Genomic DNA, 22,674 nt, shown 5'->3' with positions numbered 1-22,674 from the left:
CAATGGCATTACTTGATTTCTTTTTATCCCGTAAGAAGAACACAGCCAACATAGCCAAGGAAAGGCTGCAGATTATCGTGGCCGAACGCAGAAGGGGCGACAGTGAGCCCCACTATCTGCCGCAGCTGAAGCGCGATATCCTGGAAGTGATCTGTAAATACGTGAAAATTGACCCGGACATGGTCACGGTGCAGCTGGATCAGAAAGGGGATGACATCTCTATCCTCGAGCTCAACGTGACGCTGCCGGAGACGGAAGACGTTCCTAAATGATTGTAGCGGGTTCCTGATTTTCCCCTGCGTGGTTGCGCAGGGGAAAACGTTCCGCTTACAGCGTGTGTAAAATCTCGTCGATACCGGCTTTCAACACCTCACCCCGCCAGCCTGCCAGCAGTTCCGGCGGACGCGTGGCGCTTTTCAGTCCCCAGTGCACGCTAAGCACCTGGTTAATCTGGCGCCGTGATGCTAACAGCTCCTGACTGTAACCGGTCTGCTCACTCACCTGCTGTACCAGTGCTTTAATCGCTTTGAACGCCTGCTTGTAATGCGCGTGGTCAATCAGATTAGGCAACGGCGGCGGTAATGCGGCCTCATCCAGCGCCTGCGCCTCTGCCACCATCGCCACCAGCGCCTTACCGTGGAAGCGGATTTCGTGACCGTTCAGGCCGAGATGATCCAGCTCGCCAAGGCTGCCGGGCATAAAGCGCGCGACTTTCCACAGGTTCTCTTCGCGCACCACAAAATTCACCGCCATGTCTTTCTGCCGGGCGAGGTTGAGACGCCACGCGGCCAGACGCTGCAGCACCGCCAGCTGGCGCGGACGCAGCTGCCACGCATTGGTGATATCGCGCCACGCCTCTTCCGGCTGCAGTACGTCAAGACGGCGCTGACACAGCGTAGCGCATTCACTCAGCGCCGCCGCCATGTTGCCTGCCGCTTCGGTCTGCGCCACCAGCTGATGGGCGATCGGCAGCAGATAAGCCACATCGGCCGCAGCGTACTGACACTGCCGCTCGGTAAGCGGACGCGCCAGCCAGTCGGTGCGCGCTTCGCTCTTATCCAGCTCAATCTGGTTGAAATGATTGACCATCGCCGCAAAGCCCCACGACAGCGGCTGCCCGGCGAAAGCGGCCAGAATCTGCGTATCGATCATCGGCTCCGGCAGGCAGCCGAAACGATGCAGGAAGACTTCGAGGTCTTCCCCGCCGGCGTGCAGGAACTTGGTCAGCTGACGATCCTGCAGCAGCGCAACAAACGGCGCCCAGTCGCTGATGGTTAACGGATCGATCAGAACCAGTTGCTCGCCATCGAAGAGCTGGATCAGGCCAAGCTGCGGATAGTACGTGCGGGTGCGCACGAATTCGGTATCCAGCGCCACGGCGCGATGCTGACGGGCCTGCTGGCATACGGTGGCCAGCTGGTCATTGTGGTCGATCAGGGTGTAATTCACGTTGTCTTTCTCGCTGCGACAAACCTCGCACAGCGCTCCATGTTAAAAGCAATAAAAACGCCGGACGGTGCCGGCGTTAACCTGAGCATTCAGCGGAAGCCAGTACTACGCTTCACGCTTCGCCTCGTCGCGCAATTCGCGACGTAAAATTTTACCGACGTTGGTCTTCGGCAACTCATCACGAAACTCGATAATCTTCGGCACTTTATAGCCGGTGAGCTGACGGCGACAATGATCCAGCACTTCCTCTTTCGTCAGCGACGGATCTTTTTTCACGATGCACACTTTCACCGCTTCGCCGGAGAGATCGCTCGGCACGCCAATCGCCGCCGCTTCGCGCACCTTGGCGTGCTGCATCAGCACATCTTCGATTTCGTTAGGATACACGTTAAAGCCGGACACCAGTATCATGTCTTTTTTACGATCGACGATGCGGATAAACCCTTCAGCGTCCACGGTAACAATATCACCGGTGTGCAGCCAGCCATTTTTCAGCACTTCCTCGCTGGCATCCGGCCGCTGCCAGTAGCCAATCATGACCTGCGGCCCGCGAATGCACAGTTCACCCGGTTCGCCCGGCGGTACGTCGCGATCTTCATCATCGACAATACGCACGTCCGTCGACGGAACCGGCAAACCGATGCTGCCGGTGTGGCAGGTAATATCATACGGATTAACCGACACCAGCGGTGAGCATTCGGTGAGTCCGTAGCCCTCCAGCAAATAGTGCCCGGTGAGTTTCTCCCAGCGCTCGGCCACCGCTTTCTGCACCGCCATGCCGCCACCGGCAGACAGACGCAGTGTGGAGAAGTCCAGCTGGTTAAAATTGGCATCGTTCAGCAGGGCGTTGAACAACGTATTAACACCGGTGATGGCGGTAAAGGGAAATTTGCTCAGCTCTTTAACGAAGCCGGGAATATCGCGCGGGTTGGTAATCAGCAGGTTGGTGCCGCCCAGGTCGAGGAACAGCAGACAGTTCACCGTCAGGGCAAAGATGTGATAAAGCGGCAGCGCGGTTACCACCTGCTCCTGACCGGCGCGCAGCAGTTTACCGTAGGTGGCTTTGGTCTGCTCCAGATTAGCCTGCATGTTGCCGTGGGTCAGCATGGCGCCTTTCGCCACGCCGGTGGTGCCGCCGGTGTACTGCAGAAATGCCAGATCCTGATTATTGATGACAGGACGATGATAGCTCATCTGCTCGCCCTGCTGCAGCGCATGACGGAACGGTACCGCCCCTGGCAGATGGTATTTCGGTACCAGCTTTTTCACATATTTAACGACGAAGTTCACCAGCGTGGCTTTTACCGGCGCCAGCTGATCGCCCATGCGCGTCAGCATCACGTGCTTAACCGGGGTTTCCGCGACCACTTTTTCCAGCGTATGGGCGAAGTTGGAGACAATGACAATCGCACTGGCACCGCTGTCGTTAAGCTGGTGCTTCAGCTCGCGCGGCGTGTACAACGGATTAACATTCACCACCACCATACCGGCACGCAGGACGCCAAACAGCGCCACCGGATACTGCAGCAGATTCGGCATCATCAGCGCGACGCGATCGCCCTGCTGCAAGCCTAATCCCTGTTGCAGCCAGGCCGCAAAAGCACGGCTCTGCTGCTCCAGCTGGCGGTAAGTCATTGGCTGGCCCATGTTAATGAAAGCCACCTGATCGGCATAACGTTGCGCTGCGTGTTCGAAAAGATCGACCAAAGAGGGATAACGGTCTGCGTTAATTTCCGCTGGTACATCTGGCGGATAGCGTTTCAGCCAAACCTTGTTCAAAGATTCACCCCGATATTCTTGTTGCGTAGCCATCGCCGCCTCTGCAATCAGTGTTGTTAACAATATTTTAACTGATTGTACCAGTTTGCCTGTTCCGGCATTTTCAGGTTGCGAGGCGCATCACTAAATTTCGCGCATCGGTTGCGCGCCCAATAAAAAGGCCCGTTCGCGAGCACCGCGACCGGGCCGTAAAAAAACCTGTTTAGCGCTATTCGGTAAGAATGGTCTCGACCTGCGCCGGACCGCCGGTGTTCATGCCCCAGTAGGGATTAGGGCCCCAATAGCCGGGATGGCGACGCGTCGGCCCGTACCAAATCCACGGATCGATCGGCTGCGGCGGCGTCATCACCTGCTGAGTCAGATGCCAGCGCTGATAACCGCGCACATCAATCACCACAAAGGTGTAACTGGCTTTGCCAATTTCCCCTTTCTCGGTGCCTTTGATGTTGCCCAGCACCGTGACGTACTGATTATTGACGTCGATCGGATCAACAAAGCCATGAATGTCCGCATAAATGCGGCCAATGGAGGCAGCACCGAGGCGCGGTCGCGCGCTGTCATCCAGCGGCTGAGTGGCAATTTCCAGCCGGGTCAGGCCGTTGAGGTTGGTCACCTTCACGACTTTGCCGCCGAAGCGCGACTCCTGGCCGACATACAGCTGCGGCGCATTCATCACGCGTAATAAATCCTGCTGTGGAAGCTGAGAACTCCCTTTAATGGCATCCGGCACTGACACGCAGCCGCTGAGCAACAGCGCACAGGCTAACAGAGCGCCAGACATCCCTTTACGACTAATTGGCATAGCACTTCTCCTGTTATTTCTCCGTTAGACTGAAGGCGCAAAAATAAGTTGCGTAGGCGCCTAGCGCCCCGGCAATTTTTTCCATGCCACTTCATTGCGCAGATAAACCGGCTCAGCATTTTCCACCGCCACGCTATCGCCGCGCTGCCAGGCGCTGAGCGCCAGCGGCAGCATATCTTCTGCGGCAGGCAGCGTGACCGTGGTGGTCAGCAGTTGTGCCCCGGTCGTGCCAGCCAGCAGCTGCGGATAAGCCTGCCAGCCGGTGCCGACGGTGGCCCACTCGCCGCTCAGCTGCGCGATGCGCGCCTGTGCCGCTTCCGGCTTGAGTACGGCTTCGCTCTCAGCGCCCTGCCACTCGCCCTGCTCATCACGCTGATATTCTGCCCAGTAGACTTCACCCATGCGCGCATCAATCGCCGCCAGCACGCGCGTTGCCCCGGTCAAACGCCAGGCGCCCTGCGCCATGGTTGCCAGCGAGGATACGCCAATCATCGGCAGATTTGCGCCCAGCGCCAGGCCCTGCGCGATGCCAATGCCGATGCGCACGCCGGTAAAACTGCCGGGCCCGCGGCCAAACGCCAGCGCGTCCAGCGCGCTCAGCGCCAGCGACTGCGCCTGCAGCAATTCCTGCACCAGCGGCAGAATACGTTGAGTATGATCGCGGGGCGCGATTTCGAAGCGGGCATCGATCTGCTGCTGATTCAGCAGCGCGGCAGAACAGGCTTCTGTCGCAGTGTCCAGGGCTAAAATTCGGGCGGACATAACAACCTCAGAGAATCAAAATGGCGCGCATCTTACCACAGCCTGGCACAAATTAGTGCTGCTCTGGCGGACGCACAAAGTCAATCGCACGCTGTAAATCGCGGGTGCGCGGTGTCGGCGGCAGGCTATTAAGGAACAGACCGCCATACGGACGCGACACCAGCCGCTGGTCACAAATCACCAGCACGCCGCGATCGTCGGTATCACGAATCAGACGGCCCACGCCCTGCTTGAGGGTAATCACCGCGTCCGGCAGCTGCACATCGTTGAACGGATCGCCGCCGCGCAGACGGCAATCCTCCATGCGCGCCTTCAGCAGCGGATCTTCCGGTGAGGTAAACGGCAGCTTGTCGATGATCACCAGCGACAGCGCATCACCGCGCACGTCAACGCCTTCCCAGAAGCTGCTGGTGGCCACCAGCAGTGCGTTGCCGGCATCAAGAAACTGTTTGAGCAGCTGGCCTTTGCTGGTTTCGCCCTGCAACAGCACCGGCAGGGTCATGGAGGCGCGGAACTCCGCCGCCAGCTCGCGCATCATTTTGTGCGAGGTGCACAGGAAGAAACAGCGTCCTTTGTTGGCTTCAATCAGCGGTTTCATCATGCGTGCCAGCTGACGCGCACCGCCAGGATAGTTGGGTTCCGGCATGTTGCGCGGCACGCACAGCAAGGCCTGCTGCGCATAATCAAACGGACTTTCGAGGATCAGGGTGCGGGCATTATCCACACCGAGCCGGCTGGCGAAGTGGCTCATCTGTTCGTTGACCGCCAGCGTCGCCGAGGTAAACACCCACGCCGCTTTGCGTCCGTCCATCACTTCGCGGAAGCGCTCCGCGACCGACAGCGGCGTCAGCGCCAGCGTAAAGTGCCGGCTGCTGCATTCGTACCAGTAGCTGAAGCCCGGTTCATCAATCGCGCGTAAACGCTTGAGCCGGGTGCGATACAGCGCGGCACGCTCGAAGGCAGCGTCCAGCAGCGCGGAACGGCCCAGCGACAGCTTAATCACGTCGTAACACAGCTCGAGCGCATCATCCAGCAGCGTAAACATGCGCATGATGTTGTTGTCGCTCAGCAGGTCACGCAGATTGCCGCGAAAACCGGGCTCGCCCAGCGTCAGGCGGAAATCCTGTGCGCACTGCGCCAGCCGGTCGGCGGATTTCTGCAGCTGCTGCACATCGCGCACCTCGGTGCGGTAGGCAAGGATAATGTCTTTGGCGAGATCCTGCAGTTGCCGGCTCGACAGCTGCTGGCCAAAATACTGGCTGGCAATATCCGGCAGCTGGTGCGCTTCGTCGAAGATCATCACGTCAGCTTCCGGGATCAGTTCGCCAAATCCCCCCTCTTTGACCACCAGGTCAGCGAGAAACAGGTGATGGTTCACCACCACCACATCCGCATCCATCGCTTTTTTGCGCGCCTTCACCACGAAGCAATCTTTGTACAGCGGGCAATCGCTGCCGAGGCAGTTATCGTTGGTGCTGGTAACGTAAGGCCAGATCGGGCTGTCTTCCGCGACGCCGGCGCAGCTGCTGACGTCGCCATCAACGGTCTCCGAAGACCAGCTGCGCACGTTAATCAGATCGCCGAGCGCCTGCACGCTGAGATCGCCGCCGGTCTGATTTTGCTGCTCCAGCCGTTCCAGGCACAGATAGTTGGAGCGCCCTTTCAGCAGCGCGGTTTTGCCGCTGAACGCCAGGGCGCGGGCAATGGTCGGCAGATCGCGGTTGTAGAGCTGATCCTGCAACGCTTTGGAACCGGTCGATACAATGACTTTTTTCTTCGCCCGCAACGCCGGTGCCAGATACGCATAAGTTTTACCGGTGCCGGTGCCGGCCTCGACCACCAGCTCGCCCGCCTGCTGCACCGCTTCGCTCACTGCCTGCGCCATTTCGCGCTGTGCCGCGCGCGGCTTAAAGCCGGGAATCGCCTGCGCTAACGCGCCATCCGCTGCAAAATCGTCTGCCACACATCCTCACCGATTGCTCTTAAAACTACTGTAATTATGTCAGGATTCACCGCAGGCGACCACAACAGATGACAGCCGGCCATGGGATATGGCAGGCTAACGCAGCAAAAATAAAGGAGAACAGCATGACCATTACGCGTATTGATGCCGAGCACCGCATGTCCGAAGCGGTTGTACATGACCAGACCGTGTATTACACCAGCGTGCCGGAGAATCTGGATGACGATGCGGAAGCGCAGACCGCCAACGCGCTGGCGGTGATTGACCGCATCCTGACGCGCGTGGGTTCGGATAAAAGCAAAATTCTCGACGCCACCCTTTTCCTGGTAGACAAAGAGGACTTTGCCGCGATGAACCGCGCCTGGGATGCGTGGGTCTCGCCGGGTAATGCGCCGGTACGCTGCACGGTGCAGGCCGGCCTGATGAATCCGCGCTATAAAGTGGAAATCAAAATCATCGCCGCGCTATAACGCTCGCCGGGCGCTATTCGTCGTCTTCGTCCTCTTCGAAGCGCGCCCGAATCGCTTCGCCTTGATGGTTCTGGCGAATTTCCTGCGCCACCTGCGCAATCGCCTGCCCGCTGGACATGCCGCCGGCCATCAGTTCCTGAATACGTTCCACTGCCTGCTGCTGTTGTTCGTGCGATAAAGCCGGAAGACCTGAAAACATGATGCACTCCTGTAATGGGGGGACGCATTATTCCACGCTGAACAAACAGGTGCCAGCAGCAAAAAAATATGCCAGGCTACGCGCCTGCCTGCTGAACTGATTTAGCCAAACGAACGTGAAAACCCTCTCGCTACAGTATACGCCCGATACACTTTTACACCGTTTTTCCACGCTGGCGCACCGTCCGTGGGCGATGCTGCTGACCTCAGGTCACGCCGAGCACGCGGATAACCGTTTCGATATCCTCACCGCCGACCCGCGGGTGACCCTGACGACGCGCGGTGACAGCACCGCCATCGACGACGGCACCGGCATCAGCCACTCTAACGCCGATCCGCTGCAGCTGGTGCAGCAACAGCTGGACGCGCTGGGCATCCGGCCGGCGTTTGATGCAAATCTGCCGTTTCAGGGCGGCGCGCTGGGTCTGTTTGGGTATGACCTCGGTCGCCGTTTCGAAACGCTGCCGCAGCGGGCGCAGCAGGATTTACACACGCCGGATATGGCGGTCGGCATTTATGACTGGGCGCTGATTGCCGATCATCATCGCCAGACGCTGACGCTGATTGCCCTGCACGACGCGGAGCAGCGCTGGCAGTGGCTACAGGCGCTGGCGGTGCCGCAGCCCAAACCCTTTGCCCTGACCAGCGACTGGCAGGCCAATATGAGCTATGCGCAGTACGCCGCGCGTTTCCAGGCGGTGCAGGCCTACATCCAGGCGGGCGATTGCTACCAGGTTAATCTGGCGCAGCGTTTCCAGGCCAGCTATCGCGGCGATGAGTGGCAGGCGTTTTTACGTCTCAACCGCGCCAACCGCGCGCCGTTCAGCGCCTTCCTTCGTCTGCCGCACAGTGCCGTGCTGAGTCTGTCGCCGGAGCGTTTTCTCTCGCTGCAGCAACAGCAGATTGAAACCCGGCCGATTAAAGGCACGCTGCCGCGTCTGGCCGATCCGCAGGCCGATCGGCTGCAGGCGGAGAAACTGGCCAGCGCCGAAAAAGATCGGGCGGAAAACCTGATGATTGTCGACCTGCTGCGTAATGATATTGGCCGCGTCGCCGAGCCGGGCAGCGTTAGCGTGCCGGAGCTGTTTGTGGTGGAGCCATTCCCGGCGGTGCATCACCTGGTGAGCACGGTGCGGGCAAGGCTGCCAGACGCGCTCTCCGCTACCGATTTGCTGCGCGCCTGTTTCCCCGGCGGCTCTATTACCGGCGCGCCCAAAATCCGCGCCATGGAGATCATCGAAGAACTCGAACCGCAGCGGCGCAATGCGTGGTGCGGCAGTATCGGCTACATCAGCCTGTGCGGGCGTATGGACAGCAGCATTACCATCCGCACGCTGATTGCCGAAAATCAGCAGCTGTACTGCGCGGCGGGTGGCGGTCTGGTGGCTGACAGCGATGCTGAGGCGGAATATCAGGAGACGCTGCACAAGCTCAACCGTATTCTGCCCTGTCTGCGTGATGAAGCGTGATATGGAGCTGACGCTGGCGCAGTTTCTCAGTCGCTTTGTGCTGCAGCCGCCGCTGGCGAGCGCGCACAGCGTGATCAGCGGACGCCGTGCCGCGGTGCTGGTACCGGTGATTGATGGCGACCAGCCTGAACTGCTGCTGACCCGCCGCTCCGCGCTACTGCGCAAACACGCCGGGCAGGTGGCGTTCCCCGGTGGCATGATGGATGCCACTGACGATTCGCTGATCGCCACCGCGCTGCGTGAAGCGCAGGAAGAAGTGGGCATCGCGCCGCAGCAGGTGCGGGTGGTCGGCGTGTTACCGCCAGTCACCAGCAGTACCGGTTTCGCCGTCACGCCCGTGGTCGGTATCATTCCGCCGCACTTACCGCTGCGGCTCAACCCGGATGAAGTTGAAAGCGCCTTTTCCATGCCGCTCGCAGAGGCGCTGCGACTGGGGCGCTACAGCGGACTGACGCTGCGCCGCGGTCATCGCCAGCACCAGGTGTGGCTGTCGTGGTATGAAGATTATTTTATCTGGGGCATGACCGCCGGTATCCTGCGCGCGCTCGGCCAGCAGATCGCCCTGCCCTGATCCCCCGTCCCGTTTCACCCTGGCCGAAAAATTGATCCCGTTCACATCCGGGGATACGGATAACTATTTCTGTGGTTTATAATTAGTTTATTTCATGCGAAAAGCTGCTCGCTGCCGCCCGCTGGCGATTACTATTAGCCGCATTAACGGCCTGTGCCGTAGAAAAGAAGATTTGTGAGGAGCGTCACCGGTGATAAGTGTTTTTGACATGTTCAAAGTGGGTATCGGCCCGTCCAGTTCGCATACCGTTGGCCCGATGAAAGCGGGCAAACAGTTTGTTGACCTGCTGATCGAACAGGGCAAGCTGAAGGACGTGACGCGCGTGGCGGTGGATGTCTACGGCTCACTGTCGCTCACCGGGAAAGGACACCACACCGACATTGCCATCATCATGGGTCTGGCCGGCTTTGAGCCTGCCAGCGTCGACATCGACAGCATTCCGGCGTTTATCAAAGATGTCGAAACGCGTGAGCGGCTGCTGCTGGCACAGGGCGCGCGCGAGGTCGACTTCCCGCGTGACGGCGGCATGGTCTTCCGCAGCGAAAACCTGTCGCTGCATGAAAACGGCATGACCCTGTACGCTTTTGCCGGCGATCGGCTGCTTGAGCGCAAAACCTATTACTCGATTGGCGGCGGCTTTATTGTCGACGAAGCGCATTTTGGTCAGTCAGTGCTGGATGAGGTCGCCGTGCCCTACCCGTTCCATTCAGCCAAAGAGTTGCTCAGTCATTGCCGCGATACCGGCATGTCGCTTTCCGGGCTGGTGATGAAAAACGAACTGGCGCTGCACAGCCGTGACGAGATTTACGCCTATTTTGGTAACATCTGGCAAACCATGCAGGCGTGTATCGATCGTGGCCTGAATACCGAAGGCGTTTTGCCGGGCCCGCTGCGCGTGCCGCGTCGGGCGGCGTCGCTGCGACGTCTGCTGGTCTCCTCAACCAAACATTCTAACGATCCGATGAACGTCATCGACTGGGTCAATATGTTTGCGCTGGCGGTGAATGAAGAGAATGCGGCCGGTGGTCGTGTGGTCACTGCACCGACCAACGGTGCCTGCGGTATCGTGCCGGCGGTGCTGGCGTATTACGATCACTTCATCGAAACGGTCACGCCGGATATCTTTATCCGCTACTTCCTCGCCTCGGGCGCGATTGGCGTGTTGTATAAAATGAACGCCTCGATTTCCGGTGCCGAAGTCGGCTGCCAGGGTGAAGTGGGCGTGGCCTGCTCAATGGCCGCCGCCGGCCTCGCTGAACTGCTGGGAGCCAGCCCGGAGCAGGTGTGCGTTGCCGCTGAAATCGGCATGGAACACAACCTTGGACTGACCTGCGATCCGGTCGCCGGTCAGGTACAGGTGCCGTGCATTGAACGTAACGCCATTGCCTCCGTCAAGGCGATCAATGCCGCGCGGATGGCGCTGCGCCGCACCAGCGAGCCGCGCGTATCGCTGGATAAGGTGATCGAGACGATGTACGAGACCGGCAAAGATATGAACGCTAAATATCGTGAGACCTCGCGTGGCGGTCTGGCGATCAAGGTGCAGTGCGACTGACCGGCAACGTCGCGTTTCGCTGCTGACAATTGCAGCGATCGGCCATTATTTCTGCAATGGCCTCTACCTCCGCGTTATCAAACCAGATACATTATTTTTGCGCGCGACCTCTAATGGTCGCGCGATTTTTTAGTGCCGCTTTTTTTCTCCAGCCGCGCTAAATTTGGCCGCCGCCATGCCGATAACCTTCACGTTAATTTGGCCTCATTCTTTGTCTTAGCAAGGTGGTTACTGATGCTCCTTCCCCAGCAATTTGTGGGTCAATTTCGCCGTAAGCGCCTGCTTATTGCGTTGGTGATCGCGTCGCTGGTTCTCATTCTTACGCTGACTTTTCGCTACATCGAAGAGAAGTCACGCATTGAGCAGCAGTCCCTTAACTTTGCCACCCGCGCGATTGAGCGCTTTGACCGCATGTTTTCGCCGCTGGACGTCTCCGCCAACAACACGCTGGGGCTGGTGGGCGTGCCCTGCACGCAGGTGCGCTATCCGCTGATTGAGAAGATCGCCGCGCTGCAAACCGTGCGCACCGTGCTGCTGGTACAGGACGATACCATCTACTGTTCGAGTATTTATGGCCCGCGCCACATCTCGTTCAGCCAGACCTATCCCGAGCTGGCGATCAACAACCAGCGCATGATGCTGTCCACCGACGACTACCTGCTAAAAGGTTCGCCGGTGCTGCTGCTGTGGACGCCAAAGTCGCTGGATAACCAGGACGGCCTGCTGCAAATCATCAACATTGAGCTGATGACCAACTATCTGCTGGAGCCGCAGCTGCCGTGGGTGGAACGCGCGATCTTCAACGTAGGCGGACAGAGCCTCGAGTACGGTAATCCGCTGATCGAGCATACCGTGCCGTCCGATGACGAAGTGGCGTACGATCAGGCCTCGCTGCGTTATCCCTACAGCATTACGCTGTACGGTCCCTCTCCGGCGCGGCTGGCGCTCAACACGCTGCCGTCTCAGCTGCCGCTGGCGGTACTGCTGAGCCTGCTGCTGGGCTATATCGTCTGGCTGGCCACCGCCAATCGCATGAGTCTGAGCTGGCAAATCAGCTATGGCATCACCGCTAACGAATTTATGGTTTACTGCCAGCCGCTGATCAATGCCCGCAGCGGCGACTGCGATGGTATCGAGCTGCTGCTGCGCTGGCACAATCCGCGTCAGGGCTGGATTGCCCCGGACGTATTTATTCCGCTGGCCGAACGCCAGAATCTGATTGCACCGCTGACGCGCTTTGTGATTGCCAGAGTCGTCGCGGAGTTGCCTAATCTGCCACAGTGCCCGGCATTTCATATCGCGATTAACGTCGCGGCCAGCCACTTCCGCGACCGCCTGATTGTTGAGGATTTACAGCGCTACTGGTGGCCCGCCAATCCCCTGCCGAAACTGGTGGTGGAGCTGACCGAGCGCGATGCGCTGCCAGTTATCGACCAGACGGTCGTGGCGCAGCTGCATGAAATTGGCGTGCGGCTGGCGATTGACGATTTCGGCACCGGCCACAGTTCGCTGGCCTATCTGAAGGACCTGAAGCCGGACGTACTGAAAATCGATAAAATTTTTACCGCCGCGATTGGTACTGACGCGATCAACGCCACGGTGACGGATATGGTGATTTCACTGGCGCAGCGGCTGAATATCGCGCTGGTCGCGGAGGGAGTGGAAACCGCCGAGCAGGCGCATTATCTGCGCGAGCGCGGCGTGGATCATCTGCAGGGTTACTACTATGCGCGCCCGATGCCGATTGAGGACTTCCCGCAATGGCTGGCGCAGCATCAGGCGCAGCTGGGCGCCTGATGCCGGACGACATCAGGCGTCGCCCTCTTCCTCGTCATGGTGCGGCTTGTCTTTGGTGACGCGCACCAGATCAATACGGTAATCTGTGGCTTCGATAATCTGGAAGTGCAGCGGTGGCAAATCGATAATCTCGCCCGGCAGCGGCAGCTGCCCCTTCTGCTCAATCAACAGGCCGGCGAGCGACGCGTGATCTTCATCCGGATCGACCAGCTCATGGTGGTCGAGCAGCTGCTGCAGCGAGTGCAGATCGGTACCGCCCTTTACCAGCCAGCCGTCGCCATCCGCCACCACATCCGGCGTTTCGTCTTCGTCCGGGAACTCACCGGCAATCGCTTCCAGCACGTCCAGCGGCGTAATCAGGCCCTGCACCACACCAAATTCGTTGGTAACGATGACGAAGCTCCCTTTAGCGCGACGCAATACGCCCAGCAGGTTGATAGGATCCAGCGTTTCCGGTACCACAATCGGCGGCGTGTTGGCCGCGAAGGTCGCGACATCCATACCGTGCTCCAGCGCCACCAGCAGCTCTTTGGCGCGCACCACGCCGATGATCTCATCCAGTTCGCCACGACACACCGGGAACAGACTGTGAGGCGTATCCAGCAGCTGAATGCGGATCTCATCCAGCGGACGCGAGACGTCAACCCACGAGATATCGCCGCGCGGCGTCATGATGCTGCGAATCGAACGCTGTGACAGCGTCAGCACGCCGTTAATCATGTAACGCTCTTCGTCTTTAAACGCTTCCTGCGGCATCGCTTCCGTCAGCGACGCTTCTTCGGTATGCGCCGGCTGGTTACGCTGACGCCCGCCCATCAGACGCAGAATCGCTTCGGCGGTACGTTCACGCATCGGACGGTGCGCCTGATGACGGATAAAGTTCCGGCGCGCAATCTGGTTGAACAGCTCGATCAGAATCGAGAAGCCAATCGCCGCGTACAGATAACCTTTCGGAATATGGAAACCAAAGCCTTCCGCCACCAGCGACAGACCAATCATCAGCAGGAAGCTCAGACACAGCACCACCACCGTTGGGTGCGCGTTGACGAAGCGGGTCAGCGGTTTTGAGGCCAGCAGCATCACGCCCATGGCAATCACCACCGCCGTCATCATCACCGGCAGATGGTTCACCATACCGACGGCGGTAATCACCGCATCCAGGGAGAACACCGCGTCCAGCACCACAATCTGCGTCACGACCGCCCAGAAGCTGGCATAGGCTTTGTTGCCCTGATGCTCCATGCCACGGTTTTCCAGCCGCTCGTGCAGTTCCATGGTGGCCTTAAACAACAGGAACAAACCACCAATCAACAGAATTAAATCTCGTCCGGAAAAGCTGAAATCGCCTACGCTGAATAGGGGTCGCGTCAGCGTCACCATCCAGGAGATCAGTGACAGCAGGCCGAGGCGCATCACCAGCGCCAGCGACAGACCAATCAGGCGCGCTTTATCGCGCTGTTTCGGTGGCAGCTTGTCGGCAAGAATGGCGATAAACACCAGGTTGTCGATGCCGAGCACAATCTCCAGCACGATCAGCGTCAGTAAACCCGCCCAGATTGAGGGGTCGAAGAGAAATTCCATCAATGACTCCTTGCTAAACGTAAGGGCGAACGCGACTGAGCCTGCGCCGGAAGGCGAGACGAGAGAGCGTTAACGGATGAGGCAACACCGGCAGGTGTCAGGGTGCGCGCTGAGCAGCGCGGGGAACAAGTGAAGCGACATCGGTGACGGTCCATATAGGTGAGCTAAAGCCCGGTACTCCTGAGTAATAAACAGAAAGCTAATGTATCAGTTACATCAACAACGTCAAAAAATTTTCTTACATTTACAAATAACTGCGCCAGCGCAAGAAACTGCCATAAAAATGCCCGTTGCCGCCGGTACGCTCTGAATAGCAGAGCAACGTCACATATTTTATTTTTTCGCTCACTAAAATAAATCGCGACCTTACTGCTGTATCGCGGAATGTTTTGGGCCTTTTCCTGATGACTTTCTTCAATTTAGTCCCGGGCGATCCACAGAAAATAACAACGGTAATACTCAATGATTCCCGGCCATGGTCGGGAACTCTCATGCGAACGGAGGTAGCAAGTGACCATTGCGCTTGTAATTGGTACACATGGCTGGGCGGCAGAACAGCTGCTGAAAACAGCAGAAATGCTGTTAGGCGAGCAGGAAAATGTCGGATGGATTGATTTCGTTCCCGGCGAAAATGCAGAAACGCTAATCGAAAAATATCAGGCGCAGCTCGCCCGACTCGACACGTCGAAAGGCGTGCTGTTTCTGGTGGACACCTGGGGCGGCAGCCCGTTTAACGCCGCCAGCCGCATCGTGGTGGACAAACCGGGCTATGACGTTATTGCCGGGGTCAACATTCCCATGCTGGTGGAAACCCTGATGGGGCGCGATGACGACCCATCGCTGGAAGAGCTGATCCACATCGCCGTCGAGGCCGGCCGCGAGGGGGTGAAAGCGCTCAAAACCGAATCCGCCGCGCCGGCTGCGGCCGCACCGGCCCCGAAAGCCCCTGCCCAGCCGCAGAAACCGCTGGCACCGGGCGAGCACATGAAAATTGGCCTGGCCCGTATTGATGACCGTCTGATCCACGGCCAGGTGGCCACGCGCTGGACCAAAGAGACCAACGTGACGCGCATCATCGTCGTCAGTGATGAAGTGGCCAACGATCACGTACGCAAAACCCTGCTGAGTCAGGTGGCGCCGCCGGGCGTGACCGCCCACGTGGTGGATATCGCCAAGATGATCCGCGTGTGGAACAACCCGAAGTACGGTTCCGATCGCGTGATGCTGCTGTTTACCAATCCGACCGATGTTGAGCGCGTGGTAGAGCAAGGCGTGGATATCAAGTCGGTGAATGTCGGCGGCATGGCCTTCCGTCAGGGGAAAACGCAGGTTAATAACGCAGTGTCGGTGGATGAGAAGGACATCGCTGCCTTCCGCAAGCTGAATGAGCGCGGTATCGAACTGGAAGTGCGTAAAGTCTCCAACGACCCGAAACTGAAAATGATGGACCTGATTGCGAAGGTCAATGCCTGATTCGCCTGTGCCTGCACGCGTGGGCAAAAAGTTCTGATCTTGCTGAGGAAAAATGCAATGGAAATAACCTCGCTACAAATAGTGTTGATATTTATTGTGGCCTGTATTGCCGGGATGGGATCGATTCTCGATGAGTTCCAGTTCCACCGGCCGCTGGTGGCCTGTACCCTGATTGGTGCAGTGCTGGGTGATATGAAAACCGGCATCATCATCGGCGGTACGCTGGAGATGATCGCGCTGGGCTGGATGAACATCGGTGCGGCAGTGGCACCGGATGCGGCGCTGGCTTCCATCATCTCTACCATTCTGGTCATTGCCGGCGGTCAAAGCGTCGGTGCCGGTATTGCGCTGGCCATCCCGCTGGCCGCAGCCGGTCAGGTGCTGACCATCATCGTGCGTACCATCACTGTCGCCTTCCAGCACGCCGCGGATAAAGCTGCGGAGAAAGGCAACCTGACGGCGATTTCGTGGATCCACGTCTCTGCCCTGCTGCTGCAGGCGATGCGTATCGCTATCCCGGCGCTGATTGTGGCGGTCTCGGTCGGTACCAGCGCGGTACACAGCCTGCTGAGTTCGATTCCGGAAGTGGTCACCAATGGTCTGAACATCGCCGGCGGCATGATCGTGGTGGTCGGTTACGCGATGGTCATCAACATGATGCGTGCCGGTTACCTGATGCCGTTTTTCTATCTGGGCTTTGTCACCGCCGCGTTCACCAACTTTAACCTGGTGGCGCTGGGCGTGATTGGCGTGGTAATGGCGGTGCTGTACATCCAGCTAGCGCCAAAATACAACCGCGTCGCAGGCGCTGCCTCGGCGGGCCCGGCTAACAACGACCTCGACAACGAACTCGACTAGGAACAGGTGACATCATGGTAGATACAACCAATACTCCAAAGAAACTCACCCCCGGTGACGTGCGCGGTGTGTTCCTGCGCTCTAACCTGTTTCAGGGTTCGTGGAACTTTGAACGCATGCAGGCGCTGGGCTTCTGCTTCTCAATGGTGCCGGTGATCCGTCGCCTGTATCCGGAAAACAACGACGAGCGTAAGCAGGCGATTAAGCGTCACCTTGAGTTCTTCAACACCCATCCTTACGTGGCAGCGCCAGTGCTCGGCGTGACCATGGCCATGGAAGAGCAGCGCGCCAACGGGGCGGCGATCGATGACGGTGCCATTAACGGGATCAAAGTGGGTCTGATGGGGCCGCTGGCTGGCGTGGGCGACCCGATTTTCTGGGGGACCGTGCGTCCGGTGTTCGCCGCACTGGGTGCCGGTATCGCGATGAGCGGCAGCCTGCTCGGTCCGCTGCTGTTCTTCTTCCTGTTTAACATTGCGCGTATGCTGACCCGCTATTACGGCGTGGCTTATGGCTATCGCAAAGGGGTGGATATCGTCAGCGATATGGGCGGCGGCTTCCTGCAAAAACTTACCGAGGGGGCATCGATACTCGGCCTGTTTGTCATGGGGGCGCTGGTCAACAAATGGACGCACGTCAACGTGCCGCTGGTGGTATCCCGCATCACCGACCAGACCGGCAAAACCACGGTCACCACCGTGCAGTCGATTCTCGACCAGCTGATGCCCGGCCTGATTCCACTGCTGCTGACCTTTGGCTGTATGTGGCTGCTGCGCCGTAAAGTTAACGCGCTGTGGATCATCGTTGGCTTCTTTGCCATCGGTATCTTTGGTTACTGGATCGGCCTGCTCGGTCTGTAATCTCACCGCCGGGAGTCAGACTCCCGGCGTTTTTTGAACGGCGTGACCTGAGCGCCAACGCTGAGGTCACTTCGGTTGAGGAAGAAGCCTGTATGTCACTGACTGACGCCCTGATTGCCCTGCTGATCGCCGCTCTCGCCCTGTTTGCGATTTACGACGATCTCATCCTGCCCCGCCGCAATGGACCGACCCGACTGCGCGTCACCCTGCGTCGCCGCCATAAAATCGACAGCGGCATCTTTATCGTGCTGCTACTTATTCTGCTGTGGAACAACGTCAGCCATCATGGCCCGCAGCTCACCACCACTTTGCTAATGGTGCTGTGCTTTATGGCTATCTGGCTGTTCTGGATCCGCAGCCCGCGGCTGCTGATGAAAAATGACGGCCTGTTTTTTGCCAGCGTGTGGATCGATTACCGGCGTATTCAGAGTATGAACCTGTCAGAGGATGGCATTCTGGTGATGCAGCTGGAGCAGCGTCGCCTGCTGATTGCGGTGAAACAGCTCGACGACCTGGAGAAAATCTATCATACGCTGGTGGAGGCGCGTTAAACGCGCTGCCACAGCGTCAGGGTGAAATCCGCGTCACAGCTGAAGGTGGCGCTGGAGGCCAGCTGCTGCCACACCGCTTCACGCGCACGCCAGGCAAAGGGGGTCATCTGCAGCAGGCTCACCGCTTCCGCCCCGTTCAGCGTCATCGTGTAGTGGAGGTTTTGCTGATCGATCTGATCAAATCCCGCATAGTTTTTCTCTTCCGCCGTATGCAGCTGCACTTCACGATAGATCAACGCTTTAAACTGCTGCAGATGGTGCGGCCCCGGCGTCACCGTCAGCAAATAGCCGCCGGGCCTGATAACGCGGCTCAGCTCCTGCTCGTTACAGGGCGCGTAAATGCGCACGATGGCGTCCAGTGAACCATCGGCAAACGGCAGGCGCTGGCTGGAGGCGACACAAAAGTTAACCGCGCGATAGCGCTTTGCCGCCATGCGCACCGCGGCTTTGGCCACATCCAGACCGTACAACTGGCTGTCGGGCAACGCGGCAGCCAGGGCGGCGGTGTAATAGCCTTCGCCACAGCCGATATCCAGCAGCTGCGCGGGCCGGTTCGTGAGCGGCTGAGCCAGACGTTGCGCCACCCGATCGCGCAGCGGCTGATAGTGTCCGGCATCCAGAAAGGCCCGGCGCGCCTGAAGCATCTCTGCGCTGTCGCCCGGTTCCCGTGAACCTTTATGCTGCACCGGCAGCAGGTTGACGTACCCCTCTTTCGCCCGATCGAACTGATGACCGGACGCACAGCGATAACTGCTGGCGTGCAGGTGCAAAGCGAGGTGGCAAAGTGGGCAAATCAACGACATAGATAACTCCGGGTTAGCGATTCGCGGCGCAGTTTACCCTGATCATCCGGTAACAGAAAGGATAAAGAAAAGCCCCGCTCATTGAGCAGGGCTTTTAAGATTCGATTCAGCGGTGCATGACACCGAGCCTGAGTGCGAAATCAGATAGCAGTAACGTTAACTGCTGCCGGGCCTTTCTGGCCGTCCTGAATTTCAAACTCAACTTGTTGACCTTCGGCCAGGGTTTTAAAACCGTTGCCCTGGATAGCAGAGAAGTGAACGAACACGTCTTTGCTGCCGTCAGCAGGAGTAATAAAACCAAAACCTTTAGACTCGTTGAACCACTTAACCTGACCTTTAATCTTTGCCATTTTTGCAAATTCCTTAGAGTGTTTATATTGCCCGCAGGCAGTCTTACAGAGAAACCAGAGACATTACTGAATGAGGCACTAATTTAAGGTTCGGCAAGGAAGCGGTATTCAACGTCAACGTCTTTACTCGTAACTTCTTTACTGAAGATGCCATACATAAACAGAACTGTACCTCGTTTGACCCACGATTCGTTATCACATATCCGCTAATTAATGGCAAGCCATTTTTAAACAGTGATCGACATGCCGCACATAATTGCCTGAAACCGGCAGCGAAAGGTGGATAACGTTATTGACAGCAACGCCTCAGCGTGTGCAAAAAAAGTCTATGCGTCAGTATAGTTAGCGCCAGACTCGCGTTTCGTCAAGCGCAGCGGTAAACGCTGCCTTTTCACATTTAAACCAAATAAGTTTAGGCAAAAAATATTGCATTAATATGGCACAGATAAGCTATTTCACTGGCCGTTGTGCAATGAGCAACATAAACTGCGCAGCGCTCAAATCTTGTACAATAAATTGCTGGCAGTACAAGTTAAAAATAGTTTTGCACCAAAATCAGGAAAATATAATCGCCGTTGCCCCAAATATAGGCAGACTGCACGCTGGCATTTATCTCATTTTTTTCTAAACACCCAACAATTAAATGTTAAAAAGCGCGGAAGCCGCTGGCATTTAACAAAAATGGCTTAGGATAAATCTTAATCGTAATTCATCAGGCTGCGGCTCTCGCCAATTCGCCATGGGGCAAAAGGCGCATCGACCTCGCCCGCCTGCAGCAATGCTTGCGCCAGCACCGTCGGCGGATCGTCAAGCGACTCGTCCGCCAGTTCAAACACGCCCCAGTGAATGGGAATCGCCAGCGGTCGCCCTATCTGCTGCCAGAGCTGTACCGCCTGATCCGGGTCCATGTGCTGGCCGCGCATGAACCATTTTGGTGCATAGGCACCTATCGGTAACGCAGCCAGATTAAACGGCCCCAGCCGCTGTGCGACGGCAGAGAGATTATCGCTGTAGCCGCTATCGCCGGAGAACCAGAAATTGAGCTGCGCATTACGCACTACCCAGCCGCACCACAGCGACCGGTTGCGATCCCAGAAGGTACGCATGCTCCAGTGGCGCGCGGGAACGGCTGTGAAGCTGATGTCGTCCAGTTGCAACTGCTGCCACCAGTCCAGTTCGGTGACGGTGCGCACGCCACGCCGGCGACACCAGTCGGCCATCCCCAGCGGCACCAGAAAGTGCGCGGCAGGAAAGCGGCGGGCGATGCGTTTCACCGTAGGCCGATCAAGGTGGTCGTAATGGTTATGCGAGATCAGCACATAATCAAGATGCGGCAGCTGCGCCACGCTGATCGGCGCCGGGGTTTTACGCTCCGGCCCGGCAAACGGCAGCGGCGAAGCGCGTGCCGACAGCGCCGGGTCGATCAGAATATAGCGCTGATTGAGACGCAGCAGCAGCGCGGCATGGCCCAGCCACCAGACACGGTCATCTTCACCGCTCAGGTCGGCCTGCTGGCACCAGCTAGCGGTAAAGGCCGCATAGCCGGACTGCGGTGGCAGCGGCAGATTCTGCTGCTTACGCTCGCGCCGCCAGCGCTGTAGATCGCCAGGCTGACGCAACTCCTGTTCCGGGTTACGAAAGCCGTGCGGCGTATGATGGGCCAGCGAAGCGTCATACCAGGGATTTTGCCAGGCCATGGCCTCTCCGTTGTGTGCTTAACGTTCCGGAATCAGGCGGATAAAGTCGCGCTTGTCCCCGGCATCCTGCTCATCCTGCGCTTTTTCGGCCACCGGCTGCGCCTCAGCGATACGGCGCAGCAGCGCGTTCTGTTTCTTTTGCTCTTCCAGCAGCGCTTCCAGCAGCTGAAGCTGTTCACTGGCGCGCACGCTGGCCCGGTTAACAAAAAACCAGGCAATAAACGCCACAACCACAATGATGGCCAGCACGCCATAGTTAAACAGCGGACCGGTACTGGCGGCTAATTCGTTCATAACTGCATCAATCCTCAAACATCATTCAGGTACATCGCCGCTGATTCTACTCGTTGCGTGCGGAAAAGATACGGTGGCGGAGATAAAGCAGATTATCCCGCCTGCGTGCCGCTTTCAGTTATCTCTGATCGATCCGGCGAGAAAAGCGAGGCATGCTGCTACTATAGAGTTCGCAGCAATGCGGGAACAGCTGCGTTATGTAACACAAGGAGATAAAAATGAAACTACTGATTCGTGCGGTGATGGTGCTGGCTGTCTTGTGGCTGGCGATGCTGTTTACCGGCTACGGCGTGTTAACCGGCAGCAATAAAAACGCAGCCGGGCTGGGCTTACAGTGTAGCTACCTGACCGCGCGCGGCATGATTACCGCACAGTATCTGCACACCGACAGCGGCATTGTTGGCGTTACCGATTGTCCGCTGCTGAAGAAAAGCGGCGAAGTGGTCGACAACTAAGTTAAGCCGCCTGCCGGGCTGCGCGTCAGCCCGGCAGAATTCAGAACGGATAGTCGTAATAACCCATTTGCTCCGACACCTTGCGCGCAGCACGATGCAGCATCGCCACATACTCTTTTTTTGCCGGTTCGGAGAAGCGCACCGTCGGAAAAGAGAGGCTCATGCCGGCAATCACCATGCCTAAGCGATCAAACACCGGTACCGCCAGACAGCGAATTCCCGCTTCCTGCTCTTCATTATCCTCACCAAAGCCCTGTTGCCTGACCTGCTCCAGCACCGGCAGTAGCGCCTGCGCGCTGACGATAGTGTTAGCGGTGCTGCGACGAAATTCCACTTCACGCAGAATGTCGTTCACCTCCGCGCGCTCACGCCACGCCAGCAGCACTTTGCCGATGGCGGTACTGTGCAGCGGATTACGCCGGCCGATGCGCGAATACATGCGCAGGTTATACAGCGAGTCAATCTTGTGGATATAGACGATGCTGTCCTCTTCCAGCGCGCCGAGATGAATGGTCTCTTTAGTCTGGCGCGACAGTTCGCGCATCTCCACATCGGCGCTGCGAATCAGATCCACGTTCTGCAGCGCGTGCGCGCCAAGTTCAAACAGCTTGAGCGTCAGCGAATATTTTTCGCTCTCGCCCTCCTGCGCCACGTAGCCGAGCGATTTCATGGTCTGCAGAAAGCGGTAGACCGTGCTTTTCGACATCATAACCCGCTGCGAAAGCTCGGTGATGCCGTGATCGCGCTCTTCGCCCAGCGCCTGCAGAATGCCAAACACTTTCATCACTGATGATACGGCATCCGGCTGTTTATCGTTATCGCGGCTCGCCATGCGGGACTTCCTTAACGCTTTTGCAAAAAAGGCCAGTATAGAGGTTACAGCCGGACGGCGGCAACGACACATCCACTTGTAATTTTTGTCCATTAATGCGGTGAT

General features: G+C 58.0%; 24 protein-coding genes. 11 read left to right on the top strand and 13 right to left on the bottom strand.

Features of this window, described 5'->3' with window-relative positions:
- The first annotated feature begins 2 nt into the window (after positions 1 to 2).
- On the top strand, positions 3 to 272 hold the full coding sequence (gene minE, locus AC6I7J_RS09160) for a cell division topological specificity factor MinE (RefSeq protein WP_010616394.1): 270 nt from the start codon (positions 3 to 5) through the stop codon (positions 270 to 272).
- Between the two features lie 55 nt (positions 273 to 327).
- Here the strand turns inward: minE and rnd are convergent, their stop codons facing one another.
- The 5 genes from rnd to yoaA all read right to left on the bottom strand — a co-directional run bounded on the left by rnd (position 328) and on the right by yoaA (position 6,755).
- Positions 328 to 1,449, bottom strand: a complete 1,122-nt coding sequence (rnd, locus tag AC6I7J_RS09155) for a ribonuclease D (RefSeq protein ID WP_498007183.1) — start codon at positions 1,447 to 1,449, stop codon at positions 328 to 330.
- 105 nt (positions 1,450 to 1,554) lie between these two features.
- Positions 1,555 to 3,228: a long-chain-fatty-acid--CoA ligase FadD gene (gene fadD, locus AC6I7J_RS09150; RefSeq protein WP_132462411.1), complete on the bottom strand. Its 1,674-nt coding sequence runs from the start codon at positions 3,226 to 3,228 to the stop codon at positions 1,555 to 1,557.
- Between the two features lie 208 nt (positions 3,229 to 3,436).
- Positions 3,437 to 4,030, bottom strand: a complete 594-nt coding sequence (locus tag AC6I7J_RS09145; RefSeq protein ID WP_132462409.1) for a Slp/YeaY family lipoprotein — start codon at positions 4,028 to 4,030, stop codon at positions 3,437 to 3,439.
- A gap of 60 nt (positions 4,031 to 4,090) precedes the next feature.
- Positions 4,091 to 4,792: a tRNA (adenosine(37)-N6)-threonylcarbamoyltransferase complex dimerization subunit type 1 TsaB gene (gene tsaB, locus AC6I7J_RS09140; protein WP_058781824.1), complete on the bottom strand. Its 702-nt coding sequence runs from the start codon at positions 4,790 to 4,792 to the stop codon at positions 4,091 to 4,093.
- 52 nt (positions 4,793 to 4,844) lie between these two features.
- The gene (gene yoaA / locus AC6I7J_RS09135; protein ID WP_058771245.1) at positions 4,845 to 6,755 is read right to left on the bottom strand and encodes a DNA repair helicase YoaA; all 1,911 of its coding nucleotides are present in this window, start codon (positions 6,753 to 6,755) and stop codon (positions 4,845 to 4,847) included.
- 125 nt (positions 6,756 to 6,880) lie between these two features.
- On the opposite strand from yoaA, the gene AC6I7J_RS09130 reads away from it, so the two are divergent.
- Positions 6,881 to 7,225, top strand: a complete 345-nt coding sequence (locus tag AC6I7J_RS09130) for a RidA family protein (RefSeq protein ID WP_021510036.1) — start codon at positions 6,881 to 6,883, stop codon at positions 7,223 to 7,225.
- A gap of 13 nt (positions 7,226 to 7,238) precedes the next feature.
- Here the strand turns inward: AC6I7J_RS09130 and AC6I7J_RS09125 are convergent, their stop codons facing one another.
- Positions 7,239 to 7,424: a YoaH family protein gene (locus AC6I7J_RS09125; protein ID WP_021510035.1), complete on the bottom strand. Its 186-nt coding sequence runs from the start codon at positions 7,422 to 7,424 to the stop codon at positions 7,239 to 7,241.
- 115 nt (positions 7,425 to 7,539) lie between these two features.
- Here AC6I7J_RS09125 and pabB point away from each other — a divergent pair, with 115 nt between their 5' ends.
- The 4 genes from pabB (at position 7,540) to pdeD (ending at position 12,815) form a co-directional block, all read left to right on the top strand.
- Complete coding sequence (gene pabB / locus AC6I7J_RS09120) at positions 7,540 to 8,892, top strand: aminodeoxychorismate synthase component 1 (protein ID WP_058771244.1); 1,353 nt, start codon at positions 7,540 to 7,542, stop codon at positions 8,890 to 8,892.
- A 1-nt stretch (position 8,893) separates the two neighbouring features.
- Entirely contained in the window at positions 8,894 to 9,463 is a 570-nt protein-coding gene (locus AC6I7J_RS09115) for a CoA pyrophosphatase (protein WP_211726123.1), read from the top strand.
- A 190-nt stretch (positions 9,464 to 9,653) separates the two neighbouring features.
- Positions 9,654 to 11,018 carry an L-serine ammonia-lyase gene (locus AC6I7J_RS09110; protein WP_498007182.1) on the top strand — a complete coding sequence of 455 codons (1,365 nt, stop codon included), beginning with the start codon at positions 9,654 to 9,656 and terminating at the stop codon, positions 11,016 to 11,018.
- 234 nt (positions 11,019 to 11,252) lie between these two features.
- Complete coding sequence (pdeD, locus tag AC6I7J_RS09105) at positions 11,253 to 12,815, top strand: cyclic di-3',5'-guanosine monophosphate phosphodiesterase PdeD (protein WP_058757738.1); 1,563 nt, start codon at positions 11,253 to 11,255, stop codon at positions 12,813 to 12,815.
- A 12-nt stretch (positions 12,816 to 12,827) separates the two neighbouring features.
- On the opposite strand, the gene AC6I7J_RS09100 is transcribed toward pdeD, so the two are convergent.
- Positions 12,828 to 14,396 (bottom strand): TerC family protein, encoded by a 1,569-nt coding sequence (locus AC6I7J_RS09100; RefSeq protein WP_021510030.1) that lies wholly within the window; start codon positions 14,394 to 14,396, stop codon positions 12,828 to 12,830.
- Between the two features lie 510 nt (positions 14,397 to 14,906).
- On the opposite strand from AC6I7J_RS09100, the gene manX reads away from it, so the two are divergent.
- From manX to AC6I7J_RS09080, 4 genes are all read left to right on the top strand, one after another.
- Complete coding sequence (gene manX / locus AC6I7J_RS09095; RefSeq protein WP_498007181.1) at positions 14,907 to 15,869, top strand: PTS mannose transporter subunit IIAB; 963 nt, start codon at positions 14,907 to 14,909, stop codon at positions 15,867 to 15,869.
- 57 nt (positions 15,870 to 15,926) lie between these two features.
- Complete coding sequence (locus AC6I7J_RS09090) at positions 15,927 to 16,727, top strand: PTS mannose/fructose/sorbose transporter subunit IIC (protein ID WP_031280203.1); 801 nt, start codon at positions 15,927 to 15,929, stop codon at positions 16,725 to 16,727.
- 14 nt (positions 16,728 to 16,741) lie between these two features.
- Positions 16,742 to 17,587: a PTS mannose transporter subunit IID gene (locus AC6I7J_RS09085; RefSeq protein ID WP_021510027.1), complete on the top strand. Its 846-nt coding sequence runs from the start codon at positions 16,742 to 16,744 to the stop codon at positions 17,585 to 17,587.
- A 92-nt stretch (positions 17,588 to 17,679) separates the two neighbouring features.
- Positions 17,680 to 18,138 (top strand): DUF986 family protein, encoded by a 459-nt coding sequence (locus tag AC6I7J_RS09080; protein WP_058781830.1) that lies wholly within the window; start codon positions 17,680 to 17,682, stop codon positions 18,136 to 18,138.
- On the opposite strand, the gene rlmA is transcribed toward AC6I7J_RS09080, so the two are convergent.
- From rlmA to AC6I7J_RS09055, 5 genes are all read right to left on the bottom strand, one after another.
- Positions 18,135 to 18,941: a 23S rRNA (guanine(745)-N(1))-methyltransferase gene (gene rlmA, locus AC6I7J_RS09075; protein WP_498007180.1), complete on the bottom strand. Its 807-nt coding sequence runs from the start codon at positions 18,939 to 18,941 to the stop codon at positions 18,135 to 18,137. The genes AC6I7J_RS09080 and rlmA overlap by 4 nt on opposite strands.
- 140 nt (positions 18,942 to 19,081) lie before the next feature.
- The gene (cspE, locus tag AC6I7J_RS09070) at positions 19,082 to 19,291 is read right to left on the bottom strand and encodes a transcription antiterminator/RNA stability regulator CspE (RefSeq protein ID WP_021510024.1); all 210 of its coding nucleotides are present in this window, start codon (positions 19,289 to 19,291) and stop codon (positions 19,082 to 19,084) included.
- Between the two features lie 83 nt (positions 19,292 to 19,374).
- Positions 19,375 to 19,449 (bottom strand): DUF2627 domain-containing protein, encoded by a 75-nt coding sequence (locus AC6I7J_RS09065; RefSeq protein ID WP_110866451.1) that lies wholly within the window; start codon positions 19,447 to 19,449, stop codon positions 19,375 to 19,377.
- A 540-nt stretch (positions 19,450 to 19,989) separates the two neighbouring features.
- The gene (locus AC6I7J_RS09060; protein WP_498007179.1) at positions 19,990 to 20,988 is read right to left on the bottom strand and encodes an MBL fold metallo-hydrolase; all 999 of its coding nucleotides are present in this window, start codon (positions 20,986 to 20,988) and stop codon (positions 19,990 to 19,992) included.
- 18 nt (positions 20,989 to 21,006) lie between these two features.
- A complete protein-coding gene (locus tag AC6I7J_RS09055; RefSeq protein ID WP_152390949.1) occupies positions 21,007 to 21,282 on the bottom strand; it encodes a YebO family protein in 276 nt (91 codons plus the stop codon).
- Between the two features lie 218 nt (positions 21,283 to 21,500).
- On the opposite strand from AC6I7J_RS09055, the gene AC6I7J_RS09050 reads away from it, so the two are divergent.
- The gene (locus AC6I7J_RS09050) at positions 21,501 to 21,737 is read left to right on the top strand and encodes a YobH family protein (protein WP_021510021.1); all 237 of its coding nucleotides are present in this window, start codon (positions 21,501 to 21,503) and stop codon (positions 21,735 to 21,737) included.
- A 40-nt stretch (positions 21,738 to 21,777) separates the two neighbouring features.
- Here the strand turns inward: AC6I7J_RS09050 and kdgR are convergent, their stop codons facing one another.
- On the bottom strand, positions 21,778 to 22,569 hold the full coding sequence (gene kdgR, locus AC6I7J_RS09045) for a DNA-binding transcriptional regulator KdgR (RefSeq protein ID WP_498007178.1): 792 nt from the start codon (positions 22,567 to 22,569) through the stop codon (positions 21,778 to 21,780).
- Positions 22,570 to 22,674 lie beyond the last annotated feature (105 nt).

The organism is Type-C symbiont of Plautia stali, from assembly GCF_059730935.1.
Note: the sequence above shows the minus strand (reverse complement) of the source record. Positions and strands in the feature narration are given on the sequence as shown.